Annotated in this window: 17 protein-coding genes; 13 read left to right on the forward strand and 4 right to left on the reverse strand. The window is 67.0% G+C overall.

Annotated features, from left to right (window positions below):
* Positions 1-99 precede the first annotated feature (99 nt).
* Complete coding sequence (locus tag ACQP2D_RS11995) at positions 100-675, reverse strand: nucleotide exchange factor GrpE (protein ID WP_433683782.1); 576 nt, start codon at positions 673-675, stop codon at positions 100-102.
* 104 nt (positions 676-779) lie between these two features.
* On the opposite strand from ACQP2D_RS11995, the gene ACQP2D_RS12000 reads away from it, so the two are divergent.
* The 6 genes from ACQP2D_RS12000 to truB all read left to right on the forward strand — a co-directional run bounded on the left by ACQP2D_RS12000 (position 780) and on the right by truB (position 7882).
* Positions 780-2462: an Hsp70 family protein gene (locus tag ACQP2D_RS12000; RefSeq protein ID WP_433683783.1), complete on the forward strand. Its 1683-nt coding sequence runs from the start codon at positions 780-782 to the stop codon at positions 2460-2462.
* 9 nt (positions 2463-2471) lie between these two features.
* On the forward strand, positions 2472-4595 hold the full coding sequence (locus ACQP2D_RS12005; protein ID WP_433683784.1) for an Ig-like domain repeat protein: 2124 nt from the start codon (positions 2472-2474) through the stop codon (positions 4593-4595).
* A 238-nt stretch (positions 4596-4833) separates the two neighbouring features.
* Positions 4834-5184 carry a hypothetical protein gene (locus tag ACQP2D_RS12010; RefSeq protein ID WP_433683785.1) on the forward strand — a complete coding sequence of 117 codons (351 nt, stop codon included), beginning with the start codon at positions 4834-4836 and terminating at the stop codon, positions 5182-5184.
* A gap of 70 nt (positions 5185-5254) precedes the next feature.
* Positions 5255-6211: a metallophosphoesterase family protein gene (locus ACQP2D_RS12015; protein ID WP_433685624.1), complete on the forward strand. Its 957-nt coding sequence runs from the start codon at positions 5255-5257 to the stop codon at positions 6209-6211.
* 85 nt (positions 6212-6296) lie between these two features.
* On the forward strand, positions 6297-6968 hold the full coding sequence (gene npt, locus ACQP2D_RS12020; protein ID WP_433683786.1) for a 4'-phosphopantetheinyl transferase Npt: 672 nt from the start codon (positions 6297-6299) through the stop codon (positions 6966-6968).
* Positions 6968-7882 (forward strand): tRNA pseudouridine(55) synthase TruB, encoded by a 915-nt coding sequence (truB, locus tag ACQP2D_RS12025; RefSeq protein WP_433683787.1) that lies wholly within the window; start codon positions 6968-6970, stop codon positions 7880-7882. Before npt ends, truB begins: the two co-directional genes overlap by 1 nt.
* Here the strand turns inward: truB and ACQP2D_RS12030 are convergent.
* Positions 7854-8474, reverse strand: coding sequence for a TetR/AcrR family transcriptional regulator (locus tag ACQP2D_RS12030; RefSeq protein WP_433683788.1), 621 nt, complete (start codon positions 8472-8474; stop codon positions 7854-7856). The genes truB and ACQP2D_RS12030 overlap by 29 nt on opposite strands.
* An 86-nt stretch (positions 8475-8560) precedes the next feature.
* On the opposite strand from ACQP2D_RS12030, the gene ACQP2D_RS12035 reads away from it, so the two are divergent.
* A complete protein-coding gene (locus ACQP2D_RS12035) occupies positions 8561-8974 on the forward strand; it encodes a DUF4345 domain-containing protein (RefSeq protein ID WP_433683789.1) in 414 nt (137 codons plus the stop codon).
* 119 nt (positions 8975-9093) lie between these two features.
* Positions 9094-9516, forward strand: a complete 423-nt coding sequence (locus ACQP2D_RS12040) for an EF-hand domain-containing protein (RefSeq protein WP_433683790.1) — start codon at positions 9094-9096, stop codon at positions 9514-9516.
* A gap of 64 nt (positions 9517-9580) precedes the next feature.
* Here ACQP2D_RS12040 and mntR read toward each other — a convergent pair whose 3' ends face one another.
* On the reverse strand, positions 9581-10363 hold the full coding sequence (mntR, locus tag ACQP2D_RS12045; protein ID WP_355177682.1) for a manganese-binding transcriptional regulator MntR: 783 nt from the start codon (positions 10361-10363) through the stop codon (positions 9581-9583).
* A gap of 135 nt (positions 10364-10498) precedes the next feature.
* Between mntR and ACQP2D_RS12050 the strand changes: the two genes are divergently transcribed.
* From ACQP2D_RS12050 to ACQP2D_RS12065, 4 genes are all read left to right on the forward strand, one after another.
* On the forward strand, positions 10499-11464 hold the full coding sequence (locus tag ACQP2D_RS12050) for a bifunctional riboflavin kinase/FAD synthetase (protein ID WP_433683791.1): 966 nt from the start codon (positions 10499-10501) through the stop codon (positions 11462-11464).
* Between the two features lie 169 nt (positions 11465-11633).
* Positions 11634-11903, forward strand: coding sequence for a 30S ribosomal protein S15 (rpsO, locus tag ACQP2D_RS12055; protein ID WP_062991119.1), 270 nt, complete (start codon positions 11634-11636; stop codon positions 11901-11903).
* A 476-nt stretch (positions 11904-12379) separates the two neighbouring features.
* Complete coding sequence (locus tag ACQP2D_RS12060; protein ID WP_433683792.1) at positions 12380-14653, forward strand: polyribonucleotide nucleotidyltransferase; 2274 nt, start codon at positions 12380-12382, stop codon at positions 14651-14653.
* A gap of 80 nt (positions 14654-14733) precedes the next feature.
* Positions 14734-16044 carry a M16 family metallopeptidase gene (locus ACQP2D_RS12065; RefSeq protein WP_433683793.1) on the forward strand — a complete coding sequence of 437 codons (1311 nt, stop codon included), beginning with the start codon at positions 14734-14736 and terminating at the stop codon, positions 16042-16044.
* Between the two features lie 153 nt (positions 16045-16197).
* Here the strand turns inward: ACQP2D_RS12065 and ACQP2D_RS12070 are convergent, their stop codons facing one another.
* Positions 16198-16527, reverse strand: coding sequence for an ArsR/SmtB family transcription factor (locus ACQP2D_RS12070; RefSeq protein WP_433683794.1), 330 nt, complete (start codon positions 16525-16527; stop codon positions 16198-16200).
* Positions 16528-16548: 21 nt separating this feature from the next.
* Here ACQP2D_RS12070 and ACQP2D_RS12075 point away from each other — a divergent pair, with 21 nt between their 5' ends.
* Positions 16549-17814: an MFS transporter gene (locus tag ACQP2D_RS12075; RefSeq protein WP_433683795.1), complete on the forward strand. Its 1266-nt coding sequence runs from the start codon at positions 16549-16551 to the stop codon at positions 17812-17814.
* Positions 17815-17854 lie beyond the last annotated feature (40 nt).

The following is a 17854-nucleotide window of genomic DNA, read 5'->3' on the forward strand; positions in this document are numbered from 1 at the left end:
GTTCGACGACGCCAAGAGTGCCGCTACTGCGGACATAGATTGTTCGTGGGATCGAATGCGTCGTTGGGGGAGTGGACAGTCGCCGCTCGGTGCGGCTCCCTAGGCTCCGGACGCCGGAGCCTGGTAGCGGCGGACCACCACACCCGCGGGACGAATGGAGCGACCGGCGACGATCAGGCCGGTCCGGAGGACCGAATCCACGGTGCGATCCAACTCCGGATCATCGGTCTTCGTGGTGTCCGCGGCCTCCATGGTGAGTGCGTCGAAGGCGTCGTCGGCGTGCGGCGTGACCAGACTGCCGCCCCGGCCGACGATGAGTCGTTCGATCCGGGTGATGATGGCCGCGAAAGCGTCTCGCTCGCGGGCCGATTCGGCCGTCGTAGCACAGGCCGTGGTGTCGCCGTGCAGGGCGAAAAGTTCGACGATGAGGGGCAGATCGGCACCGGTGCGGTCCCGTTCGGCACGCGCCTTCGCGTCGTCGGCGAGACGTTCGATGGTCGCGGCTTGGCGGGCGATCACGCGGCCCAGGTCTTCGATCCGTTCTCCGAGCCGCGCCTGGGACTCGACCAAGTGCGCGATGGTGTGCGCCGAGTCGTCGGACACCAGAGGTTGTTCGGCCGAGGGTGCTTCGGGCCGCGCGGAAGCGTCGCTCCGCTGGGCCGCTGATTCGGTCATGATCGCACCATAACCCGAGATCAGGCCGATTGGATTGGGCGTCAGCCGGATTCGCGAATCGACCGATGGTCGGGTGTCGGATCCGGCTGCTACCATCGCGTCTCATGGGGGTCTACGGGATCGACCTGGGCACAACGAACTCGGCAATCGCGCGGATCGACGCCGACGGTCGACCCGAGGTAATGATCGGTTTGAACGGCGAGGCGACCGTGCCGTCGGTTGTCTTGTTCGCCTCCGCATTCGACCATCTGGTCGGCGAGGGTGCGCGGCGGCAGGCCCGGCTCGATCCCGAGCATGTGTGCGCGCTGGTGAAACGGCGGATGGGCGATACCGATTGGCGTTTCGCCGCGCACGGGCAGACCTGGTCGGCACCCGCGGTTTCGGCGCTCATCCTGAAAAGCCTTGCCTCGGATGCGGAATTCGGTGGCGGCGAACCGGTGAACCGCGTGGTCATCACCGTTCCCGCCTATTTCGGTGACGAGGAGCGGCGCGCGACCATCCAGGCGGGCACCTATGCGGGCTTCGATGTCGCCGGTGTGCTGTCCGAACCGATCGCCGCCGCGCTCGCCTACGGTTTCGGCAGACTCGACGGCAGTGTGGATGTCGGCAAGCAAAGGGCGCGCGAGACGGTGCTCGTCTACGACCTGGGCGGCGGTACGTTCGACGCCACTGTCATCGAGTTGGCCGACCGTCGCATTTCGGTGCTCGCGGTCGAGGGCGATCACCAACTCGGCGGTGCGGACTGGGACGAGCGCATCGCGCTGTACCTGTCGCAGAAGTTCTGCGAAGCGAATCCGGATGCCGAAGACCCACTGGATGATTCGGCGGGTTCGCAGATGCTGGTGCTCGCCGCCGAGCGTGCCAAGCGCGAGTTGACCGACGCCGACCGCACCGATGTGGTGATCGCGCACGATGGCGCCCGAGCCGTGATCCCATTGGCGCGCGATGAAGTCGATGCGATGACGTCCTCGCTGATGCGCCGCACCATCGACCTCACCCGTGACTGCCTGGCCGCGGCGAGTAAGCGCGGTGTCGCATCCGTCGACCGATTGCTGCTGGTCGGCGGGTCGTCACGAATGCCGATGGTGGCACGCGAACTGCACAGGGAACTCGGCCTCGCGGGCGAACTGCGCGATCCCGACCTGTCGGTGGCGCGCGGTGCGGCGCTCTACGGCGAAAAGCTCGAGATGGAGCGCCTGATTCTCGCCGACCTCACCACGCGCGGCCGACTGCGTGACGGCGCGGATATCCACGACGCCGCACCCGCCGAGCTGGACCAGTCCATTGCCCGTGTCGCGGCATCCTTCGGCCAGCCGGTCACTACGGTGCGCCGGATGCTCGAAATCCAGGTCGATACCGTCGTGTCGCGCGGCTTCGGCGTGCTTGCGCTGGACTATCAGCACGGGCTGGCGGCGACCTGGCTGGTGCAGCGCAATTCCACTCTGCCGGTGAAGGTGCGCCGGTCCTTCGGCACCGTGCGCGCGGACCAGGACGAGATCGCGCTGACCATTGTCGAGCAGCAGGGCCAAGCGGCATCGCTGCGGCCCGAGGATACGAAGGTGCTGGTGGAGGGCCGCATTCGCGGCATCCCCGCGGGCTATCCCGAGGGCAGCGAGGTGCGGGTGACCTTCGAGATGGGCTTCGACGGCGTCCTGCACGTCACCTGCCATCACGTCGACGCCGATATGCCGCTGACGCTGACCGCGCAGACCGGCGCGACCCTGTCCCAGGCAGATGTGGCACGCGAACTGGATCAGGTCCAGCGCACGCGCCGTCGCGACAGCTGAGCCGCGGCCATGCAGCCGTTCAGCCCGAACGACTACCGCAAGCGAGTGCTCGCCGATGTCGAGCGCCGCGGCGGGATCGAGGAGTCGGATCCCTTCGAGCTCTACGACATTCCACTGGAGGAAGCGGAGTCGCTGAGCGATGCCGAGGTCGCCGCGCGGGTCGAAGAGGTCTGGGGCTTCTGGCAGCGACAGCGCGACCATCCGAAGTATCGGGTGCTCGTTGGACTGCTGGTCGACGCGCATCCAAGGCTGTCGCGCCTGCTGCTGGATTCCGCGGTGCGTCGCGTGGAGACGACGCGGGTCCGAGAGGTCCGCGCGCAGCGGGATGCGGATCGGTACGAGATATTGGACGCGGCGATATCACGCTTGGTGCAGCGGCACGGCGGGGTACCGGCCGGGAAGATTCCCGGACTCGAGGAGATCGGCGCGATGGGCGGGCTCAGCGCCGCCGAGGTCGCGACCAGGCTGCGCAGACATCGGGTCATCGAGGACAAGCCCGTGCCCGTCGCTGTGCTCACTGAGCAACGCAGACAGCAGATTCGGCAGTTGCTCAGTGAATGGGAGCGACTGATCGACGGTGAGCCGACGCCGACACTGTTCGCGCTGCTGCGCGTCGATCCGTCCAAAGCCGCTCAGTCCCACGAGATTCGGCTGCGCGCGGAGGCATTGCGCGCACGGTCACGCGAGCTGCCGCCGGGGCGCATTCGAGTGGTATTGGACGAGTTGCTCATTCACGTCCACGATGTGCTCGAGTCGGGTGCGGCGACACTGCGGGACTATCTTCGCGCGGTGGCCGAGGATGTCGCCGACGAACTGCGGCCGAAGGTCAGGGCGGCCGTGCTGGTGGAGGACGAACTCGTCGGCGACGACTTCCGGTATCTGCTCGATGAGGCGATGCGGTTGGGGCTGGATCGGGCCGATGCGACCCGGGTGCTCACCGAGATCGCCACGCAACTCGGTGCGCGAGTGGACAATTCGCCGACCGGTGTGCCGACGCATCAGGGACGCGAATCACATTCGGGCGCGGCGCCGATACCGCCCCCACCGGCCCCCAGACTCTGGGAAGCCCCATTGAAGGCCGCTCGGGCTGCGTTGCGCGGTGGTCGCCCGCGGGAGGCCGCGCGGCATGTCGAGGAGGCGCGCCGACTTGTCGGCTCCGATGGGGCGGGCCTCACCCCGATTCGTTCGGTAGCCGATGAGGTGGACCGGGTATTGACCGAGGCGGAGGAGTGCTGGCGCGGCGCGACGACCGCCTGTGCGGGCAAGCGGTATGTCGAGGCGCTTGCGCACCTGGAGCAGTTGCGGCGCACTGCATCCGATCTGCTTCCGCCGAACCAGATGCCGAGCATCGATCAGCTGCTCGCCGAAGCCGGACAGGCCATCGCCGAAGCGGATCGGCTCGTCGCCGCGGCGCAGGCCGGACCGGCCGATGCCAGAACGCCCGGGCTGCTCGCTGCGATGGCGGTGTGCGCCGATCATGCCGGTGCGGTCACCGCGCTCGCGGAAACGCCGGTCGAGGCGCCACAGCGGGTCGAGGCCACCCGGCTGGCGAATGGATCGGTACTCGTCGCGTGGTCGCCGTCATCGACGAATAATGTCGCCTACCGGGTGACCAGGCTGCAGCCGGACGGTTCGTGGCGGGTCGTCGGGCGCACCCAGGCGACCGAACTCGAGGACGGTGGTGCGCCCGCTGGTGGACAACCGGTATACGCGGTGGCAGCCGCCGTCGCGGGCCGATACTCCGAGATCACCCGATCCGATACCGGCCCAGCGGTGAAACCCCAAGGTGGACAAGAACAATCGCCACCGGATGACCCCGCGCCGAGCGGCATCCCCGCCGTCAGCGGGCTAGCCGAACAGGCCGGCCTATTGATCTTTACCTGGCCCGTCGGCGTCACCGAGGTCATGGCCGTGGTGCGTTCCGACCAACCGCCGACCACACCGGACGACCCCCGGGCCCGTTCCTGGAAGGTCACGAATATGCGCTACGAAATCGATGGAGGCGTCCGAATTCCGCCCGATATCCCGCGCCCCTGCCATATCGCCATCGCATCCTGCCGCCGCGAACAGAATGGAAAGCTCACTGTCGCGGCGGGTTTCGCGGCGACCGCGAGAATCCGCTGGTTCGGATAGCCGAGCGAGATCGGGTCCGGCTCTGCCGCACGGCGACCACCACCATGAGTACGGCTCCGGTCGCGCGCCATGGCTGTTCCTCGCCGGTCGCCGCACTCCTGCCCATCGCCCCACCGGCCCTGGGCGCGGGCGTGGCGGTGACCAGTTCTAGGTCGCTCCGCGCGATTTACCTGCGGCGCAACCGAAGCTGTGGGCATTCCCGTCGCTGCCGTCGGAGCCCGCACCGACACTTCCGATCGTGGATCTGGTGGAACGGGCGTTACACGACGCCAGCCATTCCCTGGACGGTCGCGAGGTCACCATCAGAGGTTCCGTCATCCGGCCCGAGGACCTCGAACAACAGCATCCGGACGCGCCCGAAGCGGATCTGTCGCGGGTGGTCATCACCCGCTGTGTCGCCGATGCCCGATATGTCCTCGTCCATCTGGCCGGGATGCGGGAGGTGATCGAGGACGACGCCCGGCTCGAGGTTTGCGATGTCGTCGAAACCGGCAGTGCCCAGCGGGATCCGGACCGGACGCCGACCTTCGTGGTCAGCGACGATCGGCGGATCGAGGCCCCGGACCGACCATACGAACGCGGCCGGTAGCCGATCGGCAGCGCCCATGATCATCGAGCCGAACGGCGGCAACTCGCATGGATGTGCCAATGTAGGTGTGGTGATACCCAAGTTGATGGCGGTGAGCGACATTCATGTCGGGCACCAGGGGAATCGGCCGGTTGTCGAGCAGATTCGGGCGGATTCGCCCGAGGACTGGCTCATTGTGGCCGGGGACGTGGCAGAGAAGTCCGACGATATTCGTTGGGCGCTGGAGCTGCTGCGCGGCCGCTTCGCCAAGGTGATCTGGGTACCGGGCAACCACGAGTTGTGGACCACGGCGAAGGATCCGGTGCAGATGCACGGCGTCGCACGCTACGAGTACCTGGTGTCGATCTGCCGGGACCTCGACGTGATCACACCGGAGGATCCGTTCCCGGCGTGGACCGGCGCGGGTTCGGAGCCGTACGGCGGGCAGGTGACGCTGGTCCCGATGTTCCTGCTCTACGACTACTCGTTCCTGCCCAAGGGCACCAAGACCAAGGCCGAGGGACTCGCCCTGGCGCGCGAGCGCAATGTGGTGGCCACCGACGAATACCTGCTCTCGCCGGACCCGTATCTGACACGTGACGCCTGGTGCCATGCCCGGGTCCAGGTGACCAAGCGCAAACTCGACGCGCTGGCACCCGAGACGCCGCTCGTGCTGATCAACCACTTCCCGCTGGTCCGTCAGCCCACCGACGTGCTGTGGTACCCGGAGTTCGCGCTCTGGTGCGGCACCGACCTGACCGCCGACTGGCACACCAGCTACAACGTGGTCTGCTCGGTCTACGGCCACCTGCACATCCCACGCACCTCCTACTACGACGGCGTGCGCTTCGAGGAGGTGTCGCTGGGCTATCCGCGCGAATGGCAGCGGCGCGGGCTGCCGGACCGCCTGCTGCGCCAAATCCTCCCGACGCCGGAGTACCCGCCGGGCTCGCTGAACAAGTGGGGCGGCCACTTTCAGGTCACCCCCGAGATGGAGGCCGCGGCCGCCGAGATGCGCGAAAAGGCCCAACGCCGTCGCGGTGTGTGAGCCCTGACGGCGCGGTTCCGCCGAAAGGTGCGCCGTGCCTCCCGAGGCGACTGTGGGCGGGGCGGCTCGACTAGGCTCGTCGGTGATGATCGAGAAAATTCTTCCCGCGGGTGTCGCCTCGGCGGAACTGTTGGCGTACCCGGAGGATTTGCAGCCGCATCCGGCGGAGGCGCATCTCATCGAGAAGTCGGTGGAGAAGCGTCGCCGCGACTTCATCGGTGCGCGGCACTGCGCCCGGCTGGCACTGCAGGAGCTGGGTGAGCCACCGGTCGCGATCGGCAAGGGCGAGCGCGGTGCGCCGATATGGCCGCGCGGGATCGTCGGCAGCCTGACCCACTGTGACGGCTACCGCGCGGCGGCATTGGGCCACAAGCTGCGGTTCCGCTCGATCGGCATCGATGCCGAACCGCACGGCACCCTGCCCGAGGGCGTATTGGATTCGGTGAGCCTGCCGCCCGAGCGGGACTGGCTGACCACCGCCGCCAGCTCCGGCCTGCACCTGGACCGCTTGCTGTTCTGCGCGAAGGAAGCCACCTACAAGGCGTGGTTCCCGTTGACCGCGCGCTGGCTCGGCTTCGAGGACGCCCACATCACCTTCACCATCGATGAGAGCTCCGACGGTGCGGGCTCCGGCACGTTCCACAGCCAGATCCTGGTACCCGGCCAGGTCAATGACGGTGGCGCGCCGCTGATCTCATTCGACGGCCGCTGGATGATCGGTGACGGGCTCATCCTGACCGCGATCGTGCACACCTGATGGCCGACGCGCGGATCGATGCGCTCGGCGGTCTGCTGATCGTCGATAAGGACGGCGGCTGGACCAGCCACGATGTCGTCGCGAAGTGTCGGAAGCTATTGCACACCAAGAAGGTCGGACATGCCGGGACGCTCGATCCGATGGCCACCGGTGTGCTGGTACTCGGCGTCGAGCGCGCGACCAAACTGCTCGGCCTGCTCACGCTGACCACCAAGGCCTATACCGCGACCATCCGGCTCGGCCAGGCCACCAGCACCGACGATGCCGAGGGCGAGGTACTCGCGACCGCATCGGCGACCCATCTCACCGATGCCGAGATCGCTGCGCACACCGCGAAATTGACCGGTGATATCGAGCAGGTTCCGGCCACGGTCAGCGCCATCAAGGTGAACGGCGAACGCGCGTACGCCCGGCACCGGGCAGGTGAGGAGGTGCGGCTCGCCGCGCGTCCGGTCACCGTCTCTCGCTTCGATATCCTGGCCCGCCGGGATGTTTCGGCATTCGTCGATCTGGATGTGGTCGTCGAATGTTCCTCCGGCACCTACATCCGTGCCCTCGCGCGCGATCTGGGCGCCGCGCTCGGCGTCGGCGGGCATCTGACCGCGCTGCGCCGCACCAGGGTCGGGCCGTTCACCCTCGAACATGCCAGAACCCTGGACGAACTGGCCGCGGCGGCCGAGGCCGAGGAATCGCTGTTGAGCCTGGATATCGACGACGCCATCCGCACCGCGTTCCCGCGCCGCGATATCGACGACGAGCAGACCGAGGATCTGCGCAACGGCCGATGGCTCGAACCGGTCGGCATCTCCGGTGTCTACGCCGCCATCGACCCCGCCGGACGCGCGATCGCGCTACTGCGGGAGAGCGGTAAACGCGCGGCCTCGGTCATGGTCGTGCGTCCGTCGAATCTGTAACCTCGCCACGCGGTTCCGACGCGCCGAGCGGTTCCAAGGCGCCGAGCAGGGCGCCGACACAGATATCGCGGAGTTCGGTGCGTGTGCAGGTGCGGTTTTCCAGCCAGTCGACCGACAGGACGCGGACGAAGGTCAGCCAGCTCGTCAGGATCGATGAGGTGAGTTCGCGGGTAGGTCCTTCGACGCCCATCACGTCGAGCAGGCGCGCGCGAAGTTCACCGAGTTCGCCCGAGATGATCGCCTGGATGGTCGGATCGCCCGCGAGCAGGCGATTGGCGGCGACCACGGTATTGGCGTTGGCCTCGAAATAGTCGAAGTGTTCGTCGAGTCCGGCCGCGAGCTGTTCGGGTAGCGGGGTTTCGGTGTCGAGTTTGGTGGCGACAAGCAGCTGATCCGCGGCCAGTTGGTACACGCCTGCGAAGAGATCGCGTTTGGTCGGGAAATGGCGGTAGAGCAGGGCGCGCGAGACCCCGGCCGCGGCCGCCACATCCTCCATCAGCACCGCGTCGTAGGCGCGTTCGGCGAACAGTTTCGCGCCCGCGTCCAGCAGGAGGCGGCGGCGTTCGTCGGGAGCGAGGCGGCGGCGGGTCACCCCTCGAAGCTTAGTTGACGTATGTCTACTAAGAGTCGTAGGGTCGGGCTTAGTAGACAAACGTCTACTAGCGAGAGGAGGACTTCATGGCCACGGCACTCAAATGGCTGTCCATGGCAATGGGCATCGTCATCGTGGGGATCGGCATCTTCCACATGGCCGCCGGTATCGACGGCATCCCCGACATGGGCTCCTCCGGCGTCACCGCCGACAGCCAGACCCGCTTCTTCGGCGGTATCTTCATCGGATACGGCGTCGCCTGGATCTGGGTCGCGCGCCAAGTCCCCATCTCGGCATCGGCGGTGCGCTGGCTCGCCGGAATCTTTCTGCTCAGCGGCGTCGCCCGCCTGATCTCCGTCGCCGTCTACGGCTGGCCGCACTGGTTCCAAATCGTGCTGACCGCAATCGAATTCGCGCTACCGCCGATCTTCTTCTGGCTCGCCACCGCGGATGAAAACCGCGCTGCGCTCGGTGCCGAGCGCCTCACCGCCGCACGCTGAATCGGAACACGTCGGCTGGAGTCGTTCGCTGGCACGGCAATCCGTACAGTGGGCCGTGGCCGTGCGCAGCCGTGTGCTGCGGCGGCCGCGGTGGACAGTGCGGAGAAGGCAGTAGGGCAATGAGCGAACAACCCGTCGACACGTTCGAACTCTGGGATCGCGACGGCGACGGTCTGGTGTCGGTCGAGGACATCACCACCGGAATCCGTTCACTCGGACTGGAAGTCGATGACGAGGCCGTCGAACGCATGGTCGCCGCCGCCGATACCAACGGTGACTTCCTGGTCTCCCGGGCCGAATTCGACGCCGCGCTGGTCGGCGGGCGTATCGAGGTCACCGATGCCGATGCGGCCTTCCGGGTCTTCGATATCAACGGCGACGGCAAGATCTCCGTCGAAGAACTCGAATCCCTCATCCGCCACGTCGGTGCGGGCCTGATCGACGAGCCCGCCGAATCATTGCTGGCGGCCGCGGACAGGGATGGGGATGGCTACCTGTCTCCGTCCGAATTCCGTGCGCTGCTGGATTTTCTGTCCCGCTGACTTTTCGTCGCGCCCGCGAAGGGGGCAAAGCCTGCCTGCGCCCCGCTTTCTCCTGCCGACCCGTTCAGTCCCGGGTGCTGAGCCAGATGGCCTCGGCCGCCGGGCTGCCCAGATCGATGGTCCGATCCGCGATGCGAATCGCGATGGTGCCCGCGAAGTCTCGGCGCTCCACCACCACGATCGGGGTGTCCAGCGCGATGCCGACGGAATCGAAGTAGCGCAGCATATCCGGGTCCGCATCGGAAATCCGTGCGACATGGCCGGATTCACCCGCGCGGAAGTCGCTGAGCTGGCGGGCCGGTGGGGTGGGCACCGCGCCGTCGGCCGACGGAATGGGATCGCCGTGCGGATCCCGGTCCGGATAGCCGAGTTTCGCGTCGATGCGCGCCATCAGCAGTTCGGACACCGCGTGTTCGAGCACCTCGGCCTCATCGTGCACCTCGTCCCAGCCGTAGCCGAGTTCATTGACGAGGAAGGTTTCGATCAGCCGATGCCGACGCACCATGGCGACGGCGGCGCGGCGGCCGTGTTCGGTCAGGGTGATGGAACCGTACCGGGCGTGTTCGACGAGGCCCTGATCGGCCAGCTTGCGGACCGCCTCGGAGACGGTGGAGGCCGAGACGCCGATCCGTTCGGCGAGCAGCTTCGTCGATACCTTTTCCTGCGACCACTCCTGAGCGGTCCAGATCACTTTCAAATAGTCCTGGGCGACCGAGGTGAGCTCCGGCGCAATCGTTGCGGTGCTGCCGTGGGGGCCTGTGGTCTCGGTCGGCTGCGCTGCGGTGTCGGCCAGCTCGCGTCGGGTTGCGATGTCTCGTTTACCGGGCACATGTTCGAGCTTATGCATATGACGGTCGATTCACACATCACGCCACCCGAGTGCACCCGGCGATTCACCGGGTGTACACGAGCGGCGCGGAATCGTGTGTCGATCGGCACCTCCGAATACTGTTCGACACCTGTTTTGCGTAGGCTGCGGACTGTGCAGAGATGGCGGAGCCTCGACGACGTACCCGCGGACTGGGGGCGGTGCGTGCTCACGATCGGCGTATTCGACGGTGTGCATCGCGGCCACGCGCAGCTGATCAGCAGGGCGGTGAAGTCCGCTGCCGCGCGGGGAGTTCCGGCAGTGTTGATGACCTTCGACCCGCATCCGATGGAAGTGGTGCGTCCCGGCTCGCATCCGGCGCAGCTGACCACCCTGACCCGGCGTGCGGAGTTGGCCGAAGAACTCGGCGTCGACGTGTTCTGCGTGATGCCCTTCACCCAAGAATTCATGAAGCTGACCCCGGCGAGCTACGTGCACGATCTCCTGGTCGAGCGGTTGCATGTGGCCGAGGTCGTGGTGGGTGACAATTTCACCTTCGGCAAGAAGGCCGCTGGCACCATCGACACCATGCGCGAACTGGGTGAGCGCTTCGGCTTCGAGGTCGACGGTGTGAAGTTGCTCAGCGAGCATGCGGTCACCTTCTCCTCGACCTACATCCGCGCCTGCGTGGACGCGGGCGATATGGCGGCGGCCGCCGAGGCGCTCGGTCGCCCGCATCGCGTCGAGGGCGTGGTCGTGCACGGTGACGGCCGCGGCCGCGAGCTCGGATTCCCCACCGCGAATATCGCCCCGCCGATGTATGCCGCCATCCCCGCCGACGGGGTGTACGCGGGTTGGTTCACCGTGCTCGGTCCCGGTCCGACCATCGGCACCGTGACACCGGGGGAGCGGGCCATGGCCGCGATCTCGATCGGCACCAATCCCACCTTCTCCGGGCGGGCTCGCACGGTCGAGGCGTACGTTCTCGACCGGGAGGCCGATCTGTACGGTCAACACGTCGCGGTGGATTTCGTCGAGCACCTACGCGGCATGCGCAAGTTCGACTCCATCGATGAACTACTCGAGGCCATGGGGCGCGACGTGGAAAACGCCCGCAAGGTCCTCGCCGCCATCGACTGACGCTCCCAACAGCGAATTTGCTCGCGCGATCCGGTTCGGCGCACCGGATTCGGTACGGCGAACCGAATCCGGTAAGGTGGATCCTCGGGTTTGCTGCGGTCCGCGGCGGCACCCGGCCGGTTGACCGGAATCCTCGAGCGCGGAACTGAGAAATAGGAGTGGATGCCCCATGGCGCTGACCACCGAGCAGAAGTCGGCGATTCTCGCCGAGTACGGCCTGCACGAGAAGGACACCGGATCCCCGGAGGCGCAGATCGCGCTGCTGTCCAAGCGGATCGCCGACATCACCGAGCACCTGAAGAAGCACAAGCACGACCACCACACCCGCCACGGCCTGATGGCGCTGATCGGTCGTCGCAAGCGGCTGTCGAAGTACCTCGCGGACAAGGACATCCAGCGCTACCGTTCGCTCATCGAGCGCCTCGGCCTGCGGCGGTAACTGTGTTCGCTTTGCCGCGCCTGCGGCGCGGCGTGTTCGCGGCCACTGGTGTCTCGGGCCGCGAACGTCGCTCGTAAGACTGGCTCCGTGATGGCGGGGTCGAGCGCGGAAGCGCTCGACACGCTGCTTACCCGAGGCGGTCGGTCAGGTAGCCAACGGGGAGACGTACAATCTCCCCGTTGGCTATATGTGTATGAGGGGTATACACGCCCCGTTTGCACGACAACATTGCACAGCCGTATGCACCCGCCCGCGTGGCGTCGGTCTTCGGTAGTGGCCTCCCGACAGGCGCGATGCCGTCGGCGGGCTTCGATCGATGACCGCCTCCGCGTCGCCGTTTCCAAGGGGATTCGGCCGGGTGTGCGCGTTGCAGCCAGGAGGGTTGCCGCGCGTCCGTATCCGGTACGGCTGACGACAGCTGGATCGCGCCCCGATGGCGCTCGATCCAGCGAAGACGAGAGGTTGAGAGCAGAAAAATGTCAGAGACAACTACATCGTCGGCCATCGAGGTCGAACCCGGTGTGTTCGAATCCGTCGCGCTGATCGATAACGGCACCTACGGAACCCGCACCGTACGCTTCGAGACCGGCCGCCTGGCTCGTCAGGCCGCCGGTTCGGTCGTCGCCTACCTGGACGACGAGACCATGCTGCTGTCCGCGACCACTGCGGGCAAGCACCCCAAGGACCAGTTCGACTTCTTTCCGCTGACGGTCGACGTCGAAGAGCGCATGTACGCCGCGGGCCGCATTCCGGGTTCGTTCTTCCGTCGGGAGGGCCGCCCCTCCACTGACGCGATCCTGACCTGTCGCCTGATCGACCGTCCGCTGCGTCCGTCCTTCGTCGACGGCCTGCGCAATGAGATCCAGGTCGTGGTCACCGTGCTGAGCCTGGACCCGAACGATCTGTACGACGTCGTGGCCATCAACGCCGCCTCCGCGTCCACCCAGATCGCCGGCCTGCCGTTCTCCGGCCCGGTCGGCGGCGTGCGCGTCGCGCTGATCGACGGTCAATGGGTCGCGTTCCCGACCGTCGAGCAGCTCGAGGGCGCGGTCTTCGACATGGTCGTCGCGGGTCGGGTCGTCGATTCCGGCGACGTGGCCATCATGATGGTCGAGGCCGAGGCCACCGAGAAGGTCATCGAGCTGGTCGAGGGCGGCGCGCAGGCGCCGACCGAGGCCGTGGTGGCGCAGGGCCTCGAGGCCGCCAAGCCGTTCATCGCCCGCCTGTGCAAGGCGCAGCAGGATCTGGCCTCGCTGGCGTCCAAGCCGACCGAGGAGTTCCCGCTCTTCCCGCCCTACGAGGCCGATGTCTACGAGGCCGTCGAGGGCACCGCCAAGCGCGAGCTGGGCGAGGCGCTGTCGATCGCCGACAAGCAGGAGCGCGAGGCGAAGATCGATGAGATCAAGCTCGCCGTGCTGGACCGGCTCGTCGACGATTTCACCGGTCGCGAGAAGGAGCTGGGCGCGGCGTTCCGGTCGGTCACCAAGAAGCTGGTGCGCCAGCGCATTCTGTCCGACGGCTTCCGCATCGACGGCCGCGGTCTGGCCGATATTCGCGCCCTGTCCGCCGAGGTCGCGGTGATTCCGCGGGCCCACGGTTCGGCGCTGTTCGAGCGTGGCGAGACCCAGATCATGGGCGTCACCACCCTCGATATGGTGAAGATGGCCCAGCAGGTCGACTCGCTCGGCCCGGAGACCTCCAAGCGGTACATGCACCACTACAACTTCCCGCCGTTCTCCACCGGTGAGACCGGTCGCGTCGGCTCGCCGAAGCGTCGCGAGATCGGCCACGGCGCGCTGGCCGAGCGCGCCCTCATCCCGGTGCTGCCGAGCCAGGAAGAGTTCCCCTACGCCATCCGTCAGGTCTCGGAGGCGTTGGGCTCCAACGGTTCCACCTCGATGGGTTCGGTCTGCGCCTCGACCCTGTCGTTGCTGAACGCCGGTGTGCCGCTGAAGGCGCCGGTCGCCGGTATCGCCATGGGCCTGGTGTCGGACACCATCACGAACGACAAGGGCGAGGAAGAGGTCCGCTACGTCGCGCTGACCGATATCCTCGGCGCCGAGGATGCCTTCGGCGATATGGACTTCAAGGTCGCCGGCACCCCGGACTTCGTCACCGCGCTGCAGCTGGACACCAAGCTGGACGGCATCCCCTCGCAGGTGCTGGCCGGTGCGCTGAGCCAGGCGCACGACGCCCGCACCACGATCCTGGAGGTCATGGCCGAGGCCATCGCCACCCCGGACGAGATGAGCCCGTACGCACCGCGCGTCACCGCGATCAAGATCCCGGTAGACAAGATCGGTGAGGTCATCGGCCCGAAGGGCAAGGTGATCAACCAGATCACCGAGGAGACCGGCGCCAATATCTCGATCGAAGATGACGGCACCGTCTACGTCGGTGCGACCAACGGCCCGGCGGCGCAGGCGGCGATCGACCAGATCAACGCCATTGCGAACCCGCAGCTGCCGAAGGTCGGCGAGCGCTTCCTCGGCACGGTCGTCAAGACCACTGCCTTCGGCGCGTTCGTCTCGCTGCTGCCCGGCCGCGACGGTCTGGTGCACATCTCCAAGCTGGGCAACGGCAAGCGCGTGGCCAAGGTCGAGGACGTGGTGAACGTCGGCGACAAGCTGCGCGTGGAGATCGCCGATATCGATAACCGCGGCAAGATTTCGCTGGTTCCCGTCGACGAGAACGCCGACGAGCCCGCGGCGGCCGACGCCGTTGATGCGGGCCCGGCGGAGACCGAGTAGTACTTGTCTCTGTGACGAAGAAGAAGACGGCAACCCCTCTGCTCCGCGGCGAGCAGGGGGGTTCGTCTCTGGAGCTGCGGATGGATCAGATGCGGGGCAGCGACTCCGGAGTACGGCGCACCGTGTTGCCCGGCGGGCTTCGCGTGGTCACCGAACATGTGCCCGGCGTGCGTTCGGCATCGATCGGTGTGTGGGTCGGGGTCGGCTCGCGCGATGAGGGACCCAGTGTCGCGGGCGCGGCGCACTTTCTAGAACACTTGCTGTTCAAGGCAACTCCGACTCGCTCGGCGCTGGATATCGCGCAGGCGATGGACGCGGTCGGCGGCGAGCTCAACGCGTTCACCGCGAAGGAGCAGACCTGCTACTACGCCCACGTCCTCGACGAGGATCTGCCGCTGGCTGTCGATATGGTCTCCGATGTCGTACTCAACGGCCTGTGCCGGGCCGAGGATGTGGACGTCGAACGGCAGGTGGTGCTCGAGGAGATCGCCATGCGCGACGACGATCCGGAGGATCTGGTCGGCGACGCATTCCTGTCCGCGCTCTTCGGTGATCATCCGATCGGGCGTCCGGTGATCGGTTCCATCGAAACCATCGAGGCGATGAATGCCGCGCAACTGCGCGGTTTCCATCTGCGTCGCTACCGGCCGGACCGGATGGTCGTCGCGGTCGCGGGCAATGTGGAGCACGACCACACCGTGGAACTGGTGCACCGGGCGTTCGGCCCCCGGCTCGATCCGTCCGCCGAACCCGCCCGCCGGCGGGAGGGCCGGTTTCGACCGCACAGCGCGCCGCAACTGCATTGGAGCCACCGAGATAGCGAGCAGGCGCACTTGGCCTTCGGCGTGCGTGCCTTCGGGCGACACGAGGGGGAGCGGCGCTGGCCGCTGTCGGTGCTCAATACCGTCGTCGGCGGTGGGCTGAGTTCGCGTCTGTTCCAACGCATTCGGGAGGAGCGCGGGCTGGCGTACTCGGTGTACTCCAGCGTGGACACCTTCGCCGATACCGGTGCGTTCTCGGTGTACATCGGCTGCCAGCCGGAGAACCTGGGCAAGGTGGCGTCATTGGCGCGCGGCGTGCTCGAGGAGATCGCGGCCAACGGGATCACCGATGCGGAATGTGCGCGCGCCAAGGGTTCGTTGCGCGGCGGACTGGTACTGGGACTGGAGGATTCGGCGTCGCGCATGAACCGGATCGGTCGCAGCGAACTGAGTTACGGCAATCACCGCAGCGTCTCGGAGACGTTGGCCCGCATTGATGCGGTGACCACCGAGGAGGTTTCGGCAATCGCCCGTACCCTGCTGGCGCGGCCGTTCGCGGCCTCCGTGGCCGGGCCGTACCGGCGGACTCGGGAGTTGCCCGCCGCGGTGCGGCGATTGGTCGAGAGCTGAAGTAGATCCCCCTGGGGGCCGGAGTGATGCGCTCCGGGCTCGATCTGCATATGTGGATCCGTGATCGAGTCTCGACGCCTGTGCGGTTGGCGCGCGGCGCTCAATTGTTCGCCGTGGTGCGAAAGCGACGACCGGCGGTCGGCCGCCCGCGGATCAGTCGCCGCGGGCGCGATTGGCGGCGTCGACGATCGAGGGCAGCAGGCCCGGCAGGGCATTGTCGAGATCCTCGGAGCGCAGGCGCTGGCAGGTCTGGCCGTCGATGATCAGGCGCTCGATGACACCGGCTTCGCGCAGAATCTTGAAGTGGTGGGTGGCGGTGGATTTATTGATCACCTCGTAGAGCGCACCACAGCGCATGGCGGTGCCCGCATTGCTGAGTCGGCGCACCATCTCCAATCGCACCGGATCCTGCAGTGCTCCGAGCACGGCGGGTAACGAGGCAACCGGGGGTGCCTCGGCGGCCGATTCCTTAGTTTCGGTCATGATCTACCTCACAGTGGTTTGATGACCATCGTACCGGCTGTATCGTCCTATAGGTTCGATCATCATCAAACTTACCTGATCGGGGTTCCGATGGCAGCGACAATGACGGTGGCGGCCGACCAGCAGACCTCTCAGCGCTGGGCCTATGCGCTGATTCTGGCGGCGAGTGGCGTGGCGCTCGGCGTCTCGGGGGTGCCCGCGCCGCTGTACGGCATGTACCAGAAGGAATGGCATTTCTCGCCGCTGACGACGACATTCGTCTTCGCGGTCTACGCATTCGCCGCGCTGGCCGCGGTGCTGGTCTCCGGGCGTATCTCCGATGTGGTCGGCCGCAAACCGGTGCTGCTCGGTGCGTTCGCGACCATGATCATCGGGCTGGTGGTCTTCCTGCTGGCCGATAATGTCGCGATGCTGTTGGTGGCGCGAGCGCTGCACGGACTGGCGGTCGGCTCGACCGTGGTGGCGGGTGCCGCGGCGCTGCTCGATCTGCGTCCGAAGCACGGTGCGCGATCGGGGCAGCTCAGCGGCGTTGCCTTCAATGTCGGTATGGCCGTGGCGATTCTGGGATCGGCGGTGCTGGCGCAATACGCACCGCATCCGCTGCGCATGCCCTACGTCGTGATCACCGTGGTGTGTCTGCTCATCGGCCTCGGCGTCGTCGCATTGCGCGAACCGCATACCGCGCGGGTAGCCGGTCGCATCCGGATCGCGAAACCGGCGGTGCCGCAGGAGATTCGCGGTGACTTCTGGTTCTCGGCACTGGGCGTCATGGCGGCCTGGTCGGTGCTCGGTGTGCTGTTGTCGCTGTATCCCTCGCTCGCTTCGGCGGAGACGGGCATTCACAATCTGGTCTTCGGTGGCGCGGTCGTCGCCTCGACCGCGGTGGCCGGTGCCACGGCTCAGCTGTTCGCGACCGGAATTCCGGCGCGGCGCGCGGCGATCGGCGGCGATACCGGTATGGCGGTGGCGCTGGTGTTGACGGTGCCCGCCTTGCACACCGGCAACTGGGGCGTGGTGCTGCTGGCCGGAGTGTTGCTCGGTGCGACCTTCGGGCTCGGATTCGGTGGTTCGCTGCGGCATCTGTCCGAGGTTGTGCCGCAACACAAGCGGGGCGAGACCATGTCGGCGTACTACCTGCTCGCCTACACGGCCATGGCACTGCCGACCATCCTGGCCGGATGGGCGGCGACCGAGTGGGGGCTGAGCGAGGTGTTCCCGTGGTTCGTCGGCGCGGTCGCCTTCGCCTGCCTGGTGGCGGCGGGGCTGGGGCTGCGGCGCAGTCGATAGTCGAAAACTCAAGGGGCACAGACTCGGCCGGTCCTATCCG

Origin of the sequence: Nocardia sp. CA-119907 (genome assembly GCF_050955995.1) — a bacterium.
GTDB lineage: Bacteria > Actinomycetota > Actinomycetes > Mycobacteriales > Mycobacteriaceae > Nocardia.